Consider the following 13177-nt stretch of genomic DNA (forward strand, 5'->3'; position numbering starts at 1 on the left):
GCGGTCCGGTGAGGGTTTTACAGCGTGATACTGGTGGTGGGGTAGAACAGAATATTGAGTGCGAAGAGGATCATCCAGAAACCGATTTCGAGTGTTTCGGTAATAGGCTGGATCTGTTTGATTGCGCCGTAGACATGCACGAAGAACATCAGCGTGAAGACCACGAAAAGAATATCGAAGGCATAACTGAAACTGGTGCCGGTGGTGGCTGAACGCAACATCGCTACTTCAACGACAAGGATGAATGCACCGAGGCAACGGCCGAAATAGATAGCCAGATGTTCGTGTTCGGGGACGCTCCAGCGCATAAGCCGGGCCCATTGGAGCGGGGCGAAAAAGATGGGCAAGGCAAAGAAGAGGGTGGTCACCACCATCAGGGTTGTGATGTATTCTTTGCTGTATTGCGCATAGTAACCAAGCATTTAAGAACTCCTTGTCTCATCCGCACGCCTAGGCGCCCGGCAGTAATTATTATTGTGAGCGGCGTGAAGTGTTGCGAGGGCTGACCAGAAGCGTCAATTGTCCAAAAGCGCCTGCTACCAAAAGCGCGGAGGGGAGTAGTACCACTTACACACGCAGTTTCGACCGATGGCCGTGGTATCTGGGCGGAACTCACTGCGGCGAGGGCGACTGGCGTTTGCGCGGCGCGAAACGGGTAGTGTTGAGGTTGAGCACAACTGTGGGTTAGAGGCGAAATCGCCCACGGAAGCCAGGGGATCGCTTCCCAAACAAAAAAGAGCATTTCGGCACGCTTATCGAGCATTTCGGCACAGTAGCCACGCTTTGTTCAACCTAGACTCGAGCTTCACTCTAAGACTCAGATGGAGCCGCGATGAACATCAGATCAGTCCTGCCTGCACTTTCCATGGCAGTAGCATTCAGTGGATATGCCGCCGACTTCTCACTGACCAGCCAGGATATTGCTGACAACCGTCCGCTGACCAAACGCGAAGTGTTCCAAGGTTTCGGTTGCGAAGGTGGCAACACTTCTCCTGAGCTTTCCTGGGCAAACGCTCCCGCCGGTACCAGAAGTTATGCAATCACGGTCTATGATCCCGATGCGCCGACCGGTAGCGGTTGGTGGCATTGGACGGTGGTCAACCTGCCGACTTCCACCAATAGCTTGCCAAGAGGCGTGGGAGCGAACCTGCCTGCCGGCGCAGTACAAGGGCGGACCGATTATGGCCGGCCGGGATTTGGCGGGGCTTGCCCACCTGTAGGGGATAAACCCCATCGATATCAATTCACCGTATGGGCGTTGAAAGTAGATAAGCTACCGCTCGACAGTGAGGCCAGTGGTGCCTTGGTTGGCTACATGCTCAATGCCAACGCCCTTGCCAAAGCGACTATTACTTCAACTTACGGACGTTAAGAACGATGCGCCCTTGTGACGGCATACAGCACCGGGAAAACATTATCGATGCGTGTGTCATACGGGCGCGACAGCCATTGACCTTGCCAAGGATGCCGGTGTTCGTGACCACCTTGTGTCGGGTGCGACAAGGGGAAAAGCTGTTGCAATGGGATGATCGGGAGATGCGCGCCGGGCCGCAACATCTGATTCTGATGCCTGCCGGACGCGAGCTGGGCTTCTCAAACTTCCCCGGACTTCACGGTCACTACATCGCCGATGCAGTCACCTTTCCCATCTCGATATTGCGTAACTTCAGCGCCCGGTATAGCCAGCAGATCATGAGCCGTCAGGGTGTACTGAAGACCGATCTATGCGTCCCTCTGGACAGGCACACCACACAGGCGTGGGATCAATTGTTGGCCTCTATCCATGCGAACTCCCCGGACGCATTACGCGCGCTCTACGGGGAAGCGGTTCTTCTGAGTCTGTGCCTGGGTGGCCAGGTCGGACCTCTGCTGATGGGGCGCAACGATCCAATTCGCGAACGTGTGCAGCAGATCGTCATGGGCAGTCCGGAGAAAGACTGGACAGTTGCGACCATTGCACAACGCCTGAACCTGGGTGAGTCGACGTTGCGTCGCCAACTGGCGAATGAGGGGGACAGTTTCAGGAATATCCTGGAGAGCGTTCGACTGGCGACGGCGTTGCAAGGGTTGCAAACAACGTCTCGCCCTATCGGGGAAATTGCTGCGGCCTGCGGTTACGCCTCGGCCTCACGTTTTGCCGTGCGCTTTCGCTCACACTATGGTCTGTCGCCACGTGAATTGCGGGCAGGGATTTAGGAGCCGTCATGCAGACATCACTGGACCATTTAGTCGTCGTGGCGCCTACGTTGGAGGCGGGTGAGCGCTTTGTGAGTCAACGATTGGGTGTGGAGCTTCAACAAGGCGGCTGTCATTCGCTTATGGGAACCCACAACAAGCTGCTGCGACTGGGGACGAGTTTCTATCTGGAAGTGATCGCGATCAACCCGGCGGCTCCGCCTGTAGGGCGGCCTCGCTGGTTCGCCCTGGACGGGTTACCAGACAATGCGTCTCCTCGGCTGGCCCATTGGGTTGCTAGAACCGACAGCCTGAAATCGCTTGGCTCGATGTTCGCGGAGGTCGTCGGCCAGGTACAGCCGATGAGCCGAGGTGAGTTGTGCTGGGATATTACGATTTTGGCGGACGGTGGATTGCCTTTGGGGGGAGCCGCCCCCAGCCTGATTCAATGGGGACAGCCGGCGCACCCTGCAGCGATGCTTGAAGATAAAGGTTGCTCATTGCAGATGCTCGATATTTTCCATCCTGCGCCAGAGAGGATCAGCCACCTGCTTGATGCCATGAATTTTTCCGGGCCAGTTCGGCTTCATCGATGCGATAGCATTGAAGCGTCACGCTTGGTTTCCTGTATCGAAACACCAGCGGGGCTCAGGAATTTATAGGGTGTCGCGTCCTGAATAAGGTTTACACCTTCTGATCTGCAGGAGGAAATGATCGCGCGAATGGAAGAGGTTTCGACCGGTGGCTGCGTGGCTTGATATCCCCGTCCCTTACCAAACCCTGGTTCACATTCATCAAGGCATTGAAGAATTGGGACGGGTCTACCAACCGGGGTTGCCATCAACAGCACGCACCGGCTCGGCCCTGTAGCCGCTATGAAACCCGGTCGAGTCGACGCCAGACGTGCCCAAGCCACAGCCGCTCGTTGCGTCGCCCGGCCATCGGGACGGCCGCCGCACTGACTCTCAGTCCATGCTGAATGCCCGCGCTCCGGCAGCTGTGTCCAGCGCTTCCCTGAGCAGTTTGATCTTCCCGCCCTCTGCGATGAGCAAGCCTGCATAGGTTTGCCGATAGACCTTGCCCGTGCCGACGACCAGCGCCTCGACCGAGTATTCGCCGAAGACCTTGTCGGGCGTGTCGATCCAAACCTTGAAATCCTTGAACCGGAAGTCCGGAATCTTCACAAGCAGGTCGGCGACCAGTTGCTCAATGGCGGCAGGTCCCTGCGCGTGCACATGAACAGTCGGTATTTCCAGCACGCCGTCCTCGGCAAACAAGGCCGCGGCTGACGTCGGCGCCTGGATGTTGTCTTGATAGGCTTGAAGCAACTGGAGAGCAGTTTTCATAGTGTCCTCTTGGGGGCTGGATCTGTGGTGTGGATTCGTCAGTCTTGCCCGGTATCGCTGTCTATGGGTGATCGAGGCTGGCGATGGATGAGAGCTTAGAGAGTTCACTTCGGTGAATAAATGTGCAAAAAGCTATTTGTTAATTCATGATGATGAATAATTCTCGCCCATCTTTCCTACACCCCCGGCCCCTTTTTGACCATGGATCAATTGCTTGCCTTACGCGTTTTCATCCGTATAGCCGAGTCAGGCGCGTTCTCAAAAGCCGCGGATTCGATGAACATTCCGCGCCCGACCGTTACCAAACTGATGCAAGACCTGGAGCGTCACCTCGGCACGAAGCTGCTACACCGAACGACGCGACGCGTCAGCGTGACTTCGGAGGGGGCGGCTTACTACGAGCGTGCGACGCGGCTTATCGGTGACCTTGATGACATGGACGAGAGTATGGTGCGTGCACAGGCCCAGCCGCGTGGCCGCATCCGCGTCGATATCGGGTCGGTGCTGGCGAACATGATCCTGATTCCGGCGCTTCCAAGTTTCCGCGCGCTATATCCCGAGCTCCATATCGACCTCGGTGTCAGTGACCGGCCAATCGATCTGATCGGCGAGGGTGTCGATTGCGTCATTCGCGGCGGAGAGTTGGCCGACACCTCACTTGTCGCGCGACGACTCGCAGACCTGGACTGGGTCACCTGTGCGAGTCCGTCGTATCTTGCCGTGCACGGTGTTCCCATCCATCCTTCCGAGTTGATGCACCCTGGGCCAGCGGCAAAGAAGACGACTGGCGGGCCGGGACATGCAATCCTGGGCTACTTCTCATCACTCACCGGGAGGCCCTTCCCATTGGAGTTCTGCAAGGCAGCCGAGCAGGTTCTGGTCCAAGGACAGGTGGTGGTCGGGGTCAACGACAGCTCCGCGTATTTGAGCACGCTGCTCAGTGGAGTGGGCCTTGGTCAGGCGTTCAGGTTCATGGTCGCCCCGCATCTTGAGAGCGGAAAACTGCGTACCGTGCTCGACGATTGGAGTCGGCCACGACATCGATTGAGCGTGATCTATCCGAGCAACAGGCATCTCAGCGCAAAGACGCGGCTGTTCGTCGAATGGGTGGCGCATGTGTTTGCTCCGTTCGACGACCGATAGATTTGCCTGATCGCAGCCGAAAGCCTCGAAACTCAACTCGTCAGTAATTGAGATTTCGGTCGACCTCGTGAAGCAACGGCTGCCCTTCGGTAAGGCGGTCCAGGTTTTCGATGAACTGCTCGACTACGGGGCCTATCGACGGTTGTGCTGCGATGTGTGGAGTAACCAGGATCTTGTCATGCCTCCAGAGCTCACTGTCCGGGGGCAAGGGTTCGGTCGCAAAGACATCCAAGGCAGCACCGCTTAAATGCCCTTCGTTGACCAAGGCCAGAAGATCCTCTTCCACCACGATACCGCCGCGTGCCACGTTGATTACGAAACTGCCTCTGGGAAGTTTTTCAAGACATGATCGTCCTAGCAGCCCGGCGGTCTGCGCAGTACCTGGCAGCAGGCACACCAGGAAATCGGAGCGCTCGAGGAATGTGTCCATGCCTGCCTTCCCGATGAAGACGGGCACGCGCGACTCGCGCCCATCCGAGCGTGTCCAGCCAATGACGCTGAAGCCCAGCGAGGCGACTACGTCGGCCACGACCGCGCCGATCGAGCCAAGTCCCATGATGCCGACTGTAACTTGGCGCGCGTCGGGTACCGGCAGGCGCTTCCATTCACCCGCTGCGTGCTGCTGTTCCATCTTGGGCAGCGAGCGGAACTGCCGCAGGATCTGCAAGGACACAAACTGCGCCATGCTCAAGCCTAGCCCTGGCTCAACAGCTCGAGTGACCTTGACGTGCATTGGGAGGTCTGGCGCAGAAATGATTCCGTCGGCCCCCGCGCCTACCGAGGCGGCCAACTGGAGGTTAGGCAGGCGAGACGCGATGCCAGTGGGGAGCTTGAAGGCGAAAAGGGCTGTAATGTCGGGGTCGAGTCCTGGGCCAAGTTCAGTGACGATGTCGAGATCGGGCGCTCGGGTACGCAGCGCTTCGTAGCGGGCAGTGACGAAGTCCGATGTCAGAAGCATAAGAACTTTGTGAGGGCGTGCGGCAGGCTTGCTCATACGAAGGCATCTCTGTAGGTGCGTCTGGACGCTATCTGCTTACTTTGCATGCTCGATTAGGATATCGCAGGGCGTCGATGATCAATGTCAGAGCAGGTGACGATAGGCTGCGATTCGCATAGAAATGTGCAGGCTTGGAAAGGTTGGCTGTGCACCGTGCTCGATGATTGGAGTCGGCCGCGACATCGATTGAGCGTGATTTTTCCGAGCAACAGGCATCTCAGCGCAAAGGTTCGGCTGTTCGTCGAATGGGGGGGCATGTGTTTGCTCCGTTGGACGACCGATAAATGTTGCCTGGACGCAGCCGAGTTCGCCCGCCAGCGTTTCAATGCCCACCCAAGACTGTCTCTCAGGTATCAATCGTCTTGGCAAGATGTGCCATCAGCCACTGACGGAAGCGGTTGACGCTTTGCCTGTTCTGGGCCCGGCCTTGGGGTTCCAGCAGGCAGAACTGCGCATCGGTGCGTAATATTGCTTGTGTCGGCCGCACCAGGTTGCCGGTCTGCAAGTGGTTACTCAGCAGGCCCGACCAAGCCAGGGCGATCCCCTGGCCCGCCAGCGCTGACTGGATCAGCATGGCGTAGCTGTTGATATTGATGCGGCGCCTGGGTTCTGGCGCCGGGTAGCCGAGGCGTTGAAACCATTCTCTCCAGCCGATCCAGTCCCGGTGCTGATCTTCCAGCCACAACCAGGTGCACCCCCCCAACTGTTCCAGCGTCTCGATCCCTGGGTGCTGCGCCAGATAGGTGGGGCTGCATACCGGGAAAATCTCTTCGTTGAACAGCGGTGTGACTTTCATGTTTTTCGGCGGCGTGCTGCAGTAATAAAGCGCCAGGTCACAGTCCAGCCGGGAAAAATCGCTGACTTGATCCGTCGCGATGATGCGCAGGTCAATCTCTTCATTCTGGCGCTGGAACTCCGATACAAGCGGCAGCAGCCACAACGAGGCCATTGCCGTGCTGGTGACCACCGTGACTTGCTGGGCACCTTGCCAGTGACGTACGCCCGCCGTGGCCTGAGCGATTTGTTGCAAGGTGTCGCGCACACTTTCGTAATACTGGCTGCCGGTGGCGGTGAGGTTGATTTCCCGGGTTGTGCGGGTGAACAGCGCCGCGCCCAGGTAATCTTCGAGCAATCGTACCTGGCGGCTGATGGCGCCTTGTGTGACATTCAGTTCGCGAGCCGCCACGGTGAAACTCAAGTGGCGGGCTGCGGACTCGAACGCCACCAGACTGTTGAGCGGCGGCAAAGGTTGCAGTTTCATCAGGCTGGTCACTGTTCTATAGGTGTTGGGCGCACAGATATTGTGCAGAAGCCCGTGTGCAGTGACTATCTAATTAGTGAGGCAAGTCTAGCCTCTGTACGAAAAGCCTTGAGACTCGTTCATGCTGCGTTGAAAACAGCCTCGGAATGCTCATGTACTCCAGTACAGTCGGACGCGACCCCGGGCGTTCCTCGGCTGTTTTCGCCTTGCCTGACCTTCGTCTCAAGACTTTTCGTACAGAGTCTAGAGATCGAGGACCAGGTCAGAAGTGGGCTTGCTGCAGCACAGCAAACGCAGGCCTTTGTCGATTTCCCGCTGCCTGATACCGCCGTTGTGATTCATCTCGACCGTACCTTGCACCAAGGTGGTCTTGCAGGTACCACAGACGCCCTGGCTGCAGGAGGAGGGCACGATGGCACCGGCTTTCTTTGCGGCAGACAGCACCGTCTGGTTGCCCGGCATGCTGAAGGTCTTGCCCGAGCGAGCCAGGGTCACCGTGAATACCGCTTGCGGGTCGAGCGAAGTGGCCTGCTCGATCAATGGTTCTTCATTCAGTACGGCAATGTCGAAACTTTCCTGATGATAGTGGGCGAAATCGAACGCCGCTTCCATGAGCAGCGATTTGACCGCTTCCATGTAACCCTGGGGGCCGCAGGTAAAGATTTCCCGTTCCTTGTAGTCCGGTACCAGTTGGCTCAACAACGGTAAATCGAGTCGGCCTATGGGTTGCTGCCATTGCGCTGTTTCGCCAAGTCCTTCGCAAATGCTGATCACTCGAAGTCCCGGCATGGCGGATTGCATGCGCGTCAGCTCCGCGTGGAAGATGATGTCGACCGGCGTACGGGCGCTGTGCACAAAAACGATGTCGAGGTTGGCGGCCATGTCATAGGCGGCCCGAGTCATCGACATCAAGGGGGTCACGCCGGAGCCGGCCGAGAGGTACAACAATTTACCTGCCGGATGGCCGATCGGCGTAAAGCTGCCGGCGGGGCCGGACGCTTTCAGGCTATCGCCTGGCGTGAGGTTGTCGTGGAGCCAGTTCGACACCACGCCCCCTGGCACGCGCTTGACGGTAATGGAAAACGCGAAAGGCCGGGTCGGAGAGGACGAAAGGGTGTAGCAACGAGCGATTGTCTGCCCACCGATGACTGGCGAGATCGTGATGAATTGACCAGGCTCGAAGCTCAGGGCGCTGAAGTCCGCACAACGAAAAATGAAGGACTTGACGTCATGGGTTTCCTGGCGCACAGCGCAGCAGTGCAGGGTTTTCTGTTCTCCGCTGTGCCACTGCGCGCCAAACGTGCCCCAGGTGGTCGGGTTGGTAAAGTGCTGGGCTACGCCGATGTTTTCAGGGCGCGTCAGTTCTTCGTAAGTCGTCATGTTCATTCCTCACACGCCATGGGCGGCCAGACGCGCCGCGTACCAGCGAGAGAACTGGTCGACATAGGTTTCGGTAAAGGCCGAGAACGGTCCAGGCGTGTAGGAAGGGTCCTGGGTGCCGCTGTGGGTAATACCAACGAGATTGGCGTCTTGCAGGTTGGTTGCGACCCAGACTTCAGTCAGCTTATCCACTTGATAATCGACGCCTTCGACCGCATCGGCATGGACCAGCCATTTAGTCCGGACCAGGGTTTTATCGGGTGCCAGCGGGATGATGTAGGAGACGACGGCGTGGTCGCTCATGACATGGGTCCACGAGTTATGTGTCCAAAGATGCATGTCGCCCAAGTCGCGGCGGGTGAGGTCACCGAAGAGGCGGGTGCATGCTACGCGGGTGTCCAGGGTCTGGGATTCGCCATTGCCGGCAATGGCCAGCCGCTGCGAGCGAAATTGGGTCACGGCGTTTTCGCCCAGGTGTTCGACGGCATCGCAGATATAGCCTTCGTTTTCCCAGTTGGCCTTGGTGTCTGCATTGCGTTGGTGATACTCCGCCAGCGCTTGAAGAGAATCCTCCCCCAGGCCGTCGGTACAGAATCCGAAATCTTCGGGCAGGAAAGAAGCAGTCAACTCCGGGTGAGTTGCAGCGCAGTGATAACACTCGCGGTTATTCTCGATGACCAGTTTCCAATTGCCGTTCTCGATGATTTCCGATTCGTAGGCGATCTTTGAGTGGGCAATATCGTATTGGGCGAAACGCGGTGTCATGACCTGCTCAAGGTACATGATGTCTTCCGGTGGTTCGTCGCCCAGGCAGACGAAGACATGGGTGCCGATGACCCGGGTATGCACAGGTATCAGGCTTTTGCATTTGGAGTCGAAATCCTTGCCCATGTGCGCCGCATGTTTCAGGCTGCCATCCAGGTCGTAGCTCCATTGGTGGTAGGGGCAGACCAGCATGCCCACCGTCGACTTGCCAGCCTGTTTCAAGCGAGCCCCGCGGTGACGGCAGACATTGCGGAATGCCTGCACGTGCTCGTCATCGTCGCGCACCAGCAGGATGGAGGATTTGCCGATGTCGAGGGTGGAGACATCACCGGGTTCGGGAATGTCGCTGGTGACCCCCACCAGAATCCAATGTTTGGTGAAAAAGATATCGACGTCGGTTTCAAAAATATCCGGGCGACCAAATAAATCACCCGGCATGCCATGGCCGGGAGTGCGGTCGGTCAGAAGTTCACGATGGGTTTTCACGGCATTAATAGTCATTATGAGGTCTCGCTCAAACTCAAAGTTGATCAGGCGGCGAGTACAGTTTGGAAAGGTGGAATAAGACCGTCAACGCGCTTTATTTTCACGCTCGCATAACTTCTAGTTATGCGTAAAATTTCTTTCTAATCAGTTAGTTAAATAACTATCGTCGCGCAGCCAGTCGATCAGTGCCTGGGTAACAGGCTCAACCGTTCGGCCGCTCGGAATGACCAGGTAATAAGCGTCCTTGGGCTTGACCCTATAGGGCGTAATTCTGACCAGCTCACCGCTATTGAGCCGGTGTGCGATCAACCGACTCCATCCCAATGCAATGCCATGGCCTTGAATGGCCGCCTGGATCGCGTCGTTATAGGAACTGCAGCGAAATGAATAATTGAGCTTGGGGCGCATATCGCCGAGTTCCCGGCACCAACGGTTCCAGGTCATCCAGCCTTCCAGGGTGGAATCGGAGTCAATCAACGCCGTGTCGAGAAAATCGGTAATGGATGAAGGGGGCGTGTTGGCGGCAAGCCAGGCCGGCGAACAAACAGGAAACACTTCTTCGTCGAACAGGAAAACCGAACTCCCGCCCTCCCATTTCCCATCGCCAAAACGGATAGCCAGGTCAATATCATCCCGGTAGGTACTGGGCGAGACCTGATGAGTCATCAAGCGCAACTTCAACTTCGGTTGCAGGGTGCGCAGCGCGGTCAACCGGGGGAGTATCCTCAAGTGAGAAAACGCCTCGGTGCAGGCGATTGTGATCTCCTGCTCACCAATGCCCTCGGCAATTTTGTCGAAGACGCTGGCCATGCGATGAATGGACTCTGCGACGACCAGATGCAGGACATAGCCTTCGTGAGTCAGCTTGATCGACCGATGAAGGCGATGGAACAGCTTGGTTTCCAGGGCGTCCTCCAACAAGCGGATCTGTTTGCTGACGGCGGCCTGCGTCACGCCCAGCTCTTGGGCGGCCAGGGTGAAGCTGGTCAGCCGTGCCACGGCTTCGAATTCCAGCAAGGCCGTCATCGACGGTATCAACCGTCGGTAACCCTTGACCTTCTTATCGATATCGCTGGGTTGCATAGGTGTGTTCCAACGCCGTGCCAGGTGACTCACGCCACCGAAGATTCTCGTTCGGGTTCCGTAGGAACAGGCCGGGACATTTTGTGCCCCAGCAATGCCCGATACAGTTCACTGTCACCCAATATGCCCAAGATGACGCCAGCCTCGTCCTGCACAATCAGGGGGTGGCCGGTTTCGTAGCGAATCTGCAGCGCGTCGCGCATGGTGGTGGCGCAGGGGACGCACGTCGGTTGTCGAGCCAAGGTCTCGATTGCCTTGGTCGGATTCCAGGGTTGGACGTGTGCGGTGGTGGCGCCTTTTCGAACGCTGGTCAAATGACGCTGCGCACTCAGCGCCATCCACAGGTTCTGAGCCGTATCCAGGCAGTATTCGTCGCGGGCGAAAACGCATTGGTCCAGCGGTGTCATCAAGCTCTTCGCGCACAGCACGTTCAACGGGTTGGTGTGGGCGACGAAGTTGCGCACGTAGTCGTCGGCCGGGTTTAGGACGATTTCTTCGGGCTTGCTGTACTGGATGATCTTGCCGTCTTTCATGATGGCGATGCGTGTGCCCAGCTTCAGGGCTTCGTCCAGGTCATGGCTGACGAAAACGATGGTCTTGTGCAGCTTGCGTTGCAGATCGAGCAATTCGTCCTGTAGGCCTTGGCGGATCAGCGGGTCGAGGGCCGAGAACGGTTCGTCCATCAGCAGGATGTCGGCGTCCATAGCCAGTGCACGGGCCAGGCCAACCCGCTGCTGCATGCCGCCGGACAGTTCGTTGGGCTTCTTGTTGCGCCACTGGGTCAGGCCCACCAGCTCAAGCTTCTCATCCACCAGCTTGCGCCGCTCCTTTTCCGGACGGCCCTGCATTTCCAGACCAAAGCTGATGTTTTCGCGAACCGTCAGCCAGGGCATCAAAGCGAACTTTTGGAACACCATGGCGATGCGCTGGGTGCGCATCATTTTCAGCTCGGCGGGGGAGCAGGAAGCGATGTCGATCTGGCGGCCTTCGTGCTCCACGAAGAGCTTGCCGCGGCTCACGGTGTTCAGACCGTTGATGCAACGCAGCAGACTGGATTTGCCGGAGCCGGACAGGCCCATCAATACACAGATTTCGCCTTTGTTGATCTCCAGGTTGGCCTTTTCCACGCCGACGATCAGGCCGGTTTTCTGCAGGATTTCCGGACGTGAAAAGCCTTGGTCAAGCAAATCCAGGGCAGGCTTCGGGCGAGCGGAGAAGATCACGTCGACGTCTTCAAAACGGATGATGCTCATACGTCACCTCTTTTCGCGGTCTCGCGTTGCTTGCAGATGCGGTCGAGCGTGATCGCCAGCAGCACAATCGCCAGGCCCGCTTCGAAACCCATCGAGATATCGGCGGTGTTCAACGCATTGACCACGGGTTTGCCAAGCCCGTCGGCCCCCACCAAGGCAGCGATCACGACCATGGAAAGTGACAGCATGATGCATTGGGTAATTCCGGCGGCGATGCTGGGCATGGCGTGGGGCAGTTCGATGCGCATCAACAATTGGCGGCGCGAGCAGCCAAAGGCCTTGCCAGCATCCATCAGTTCTTCGGGAACATCACTGATGCCCAGATACGTCAGGCGAATAGGTGCGGCGATTGCAAATACCACTGTGGAGATCAGGCCCGGGACCACGCCCAGGCCGAAGAGGGTCAGGGTGGGAATGAGGTAAACGAAGGTCGGTACGGTCTGCATCAGGTCGAGGACCGGCCGCAAGGTCGCGTAGAACCAGGGTCGATGTGCCGCGACGATGCCTAGCGGTACACCGATGACCACGCAGACGAGTGTGGCGAAGGTGACTTGGGCGAGAGTCTCCAGGGTCTCTTGCCAATAACCGAGGTTGAATATCAGCAGGAAGGCGAGGGTGATGAACAGGGTGAGGCTCACCTTGCGCTGAATGTAATAGGCCAGCAGGGCAAATACAGCGATCAACGCCAAGGGGTTGAACCAAAGGAGCACACCGCTGAATGCGGTGATGACACCCGACAGCGACAGCGAGATGGCATCGAAAATACCTGCGCCGTGCTGAGTCAACCATTCGACATACCGGGCGATGTGTTCGCCCAGGGGAAGCTTTTCTTGTGTTATCCACATATCACTAATCCGACTGATAGAAAGAAATCGCACGCCAGCAACCGTCCGGGCAGCGCTTCGCGCGCCGGGTTAGCAGGCGCACAAAGCGACTGCGCAGGGCGTCGCTTCAGCAGTTATCGAAGTTTGGGCAGGGGATAAGTAACAGAAGTAGCGTGAGGCAATGCCAGTCGCCCCGGTATTCTTTGGCCGGACGTCGAAAGGCTTTCAAAGGTGTGCGCTGCAAGATTCATGATGGCGGCTCGTTGTTGTTTTGGTATGGAGTCCGTTGCCTGTGGGGTATGGTCAGTCAGGAGTCTTTTACCGACAAACCATTTTATGTCCGCGTCTCATGAGTTTTTATCATTAATGACTTCATTCACTCTTGAGCCGAGAAAGTCAACTAAATGTACTTGGGTGTACATTGGAGGGTCATCCGAGTACATTCGCGTTACGCATTATTAAGA

At 57.4% G+C, this 13177-nt stretch carries 13 protein-coding genes; 4 read left to right on the forward strand and 9 right to left on the reverse strand.

Annotation, left to right across the window (positions count from 1 at the left end; genetic code table 11):
* Positions 1-17 precede the first annotated feature (17 nt).
* Positions 18-422: a hypothetical protein gene (locus ACODTO_RS01610; protein WP_489105856.1), complete on the reverse strand. Its 405-nt coding sequence runs from the start codon at positions 420-422 to the stop codon at positions 18-20.
* Between the two features lie 410 nt (positions 423-832).
* Here ACODTO_RS01610 and ACODTO_RS01615 point away from each other — a divergent pair, with 410 nt between their 5' ends.
* From ACODTO_RS01615 to ACODTO_RS01625, 3 genes are read left to right on the forward strand one after another with little or no spacing between them, the layout of a single operon-like run.
* A complete protein-coding gene (locus ACODTO_RS01615) occupies positions 833-1372 on the forward strand; it encodes a kinase inhibitor (protein ID WP_489105857.1) in 540 nt (179 codons plus the stop codon).
* A 5-nt stretch (positions 1373-1377) separates the two neighbouring features.
* Entirely contained in the window at positions 1378-2196 is an 819-nt protein-coding gene (locus ACODTO_RS01620; protein WP_489105858.1) for a helix-turn-helix transcriptional regulator, read from the forward strand.
* A gap of 8 nt (positions 2197-2204) precedes the next feature.
* Positions 2205-2837, forward strand: a complete 633-nt coding sequence (locus ACODTO_RS01625; RefSeq protein WP_489105859.1) for a VOC family protein — start codon at positions 2205-2207, stop codon at positions 2835-2837.
* Between the two features lie 303 nt (positions 2838-3140).
* Here ACODTO_RS01625 and ACODTO_RS01630 read toward each other — a convergent pair whose 3' ends face one another.
* A complete protein-coding gene (locus ACODTO_RS01630) occupies positions 3141-3521 on the reverse strand; it encodes a nuclear transport factor 2 family protein (RefSeq protein WP_024776544.1) in 381 nt (126 codons plus the stop codon).
* Between the two features lie 201 nt (positions 3522-3722).
* Between ACODTO_RS01630 and ACODTO_RS01635 the strand changes: the two genes are divergently transcribed.
* Positions 3723-4664: a LysR family transcriptional regulator gene (locus ACODTO_RS01635; RefSeq protein ID WP_139642019.1), complete on the forward strand. Its 942-nt coding sequence runs from the start codon at positions 3723-3725 to the stop codon at positions 4662-4664.
* A 40-nt stretch (positions 4665-4704) separates the two neighbouring features.
* On the opposite strand, the gene ACODTO_RS01640 is transcribed toward ACODTO_RS01635, so the two are convergent.
* The 7 genes from ACODTO_RS01640 to choW all read right to left on the reverse strand — a co-directional run bounded on the left by ACODTO_RS01640 (position 4705) and on the right by choW (position 12734).
* Positions 4705-5658, reverse strand: coding sequence for a 2-hydroxyacid dehydrogenase (locus ACODTO_RS01640; protein ID WP_489105860.1), 954 nt, complete (start codon positions 5656-5658; stop codon positions 4705-4707).
* Between the two features lie 349 nt (positions 5659-6007).
* Positions 6008-6922 carry a LysR substrate-binding domain-containing protein gene (locus ACODTO_RS01645; protein ID WP_139642021.1) on the reverse strand — a complete coding sequence of 305 codons (915 nt, stop codon included), beginning with the start codon at positions 6920-6922 and terminating at the stop codon, positions 6008-6010.
* A gap of 243 nt (positions 6923-7165) precedes the next feature.
* Positions 7166-8302: an FAD-binding oxidoreductase gene (locus tag ACODTO_RS01650; RefSeq protein WP_489105861.1), complete on the reverse strand. Its 1137-nt coding sequence runs from the start codon at positions 8300-8302 to the stop codon at positions 7166-7168.
* A gap of 9 nt (positions 8303-8311) precedes the next feature.
* Positions 8312-9568: an aromatic ring-hydroxylating oxygenase subunit alpha gene (locus ACODTO_RS01655; protein WP_489105862.1), complete on the reverse strand. Its 1257-nt coding sequence runs from the start codon at positions 9566-9568 to the stop codon at positions 8312-8314.
* Between the two features lie 129 nt (positions 9569-9697).
* Entirely contained in the window at positions 9698-10636 is a 939-nt protein-coding gene (locus tag ACODTO_RS01660) for a LysR substrate-binding domain-containing protein (RefSeq protein ID WP_489105863.1), read from the reverse strand.
* A 29-nt stretch (positions 10637-10665) separates the two neighbouring features.
* Positions 10666-11889, reverse strand: a complete 1224-nt coding sequence (gene choV / locus ACODTO_RS01665) for a choline ABC transporter ATP-binding protein (RefSeq protein WP_053193827.1) — start codon at positions 11887-11889, stop codon at positions 10666-10668.
* Positions 11886-12734, reverse strand: coding sequence for a choline ABC transporter permease subunit (choW, locus tag ACODTO_RS01670; protein WP_024778817.1), 849 nt, complete (start codon positions 12732-12734; stop codon positions 11886-11888). Before choW ends, choV begins: the two co-directional genes overlap by 4 nt.
* Positions 12735-13177: the final 443 nt, after the last annotated feature.

Source organism: Pseudomonas sp. FG13, from assembly GCF_057809755.1.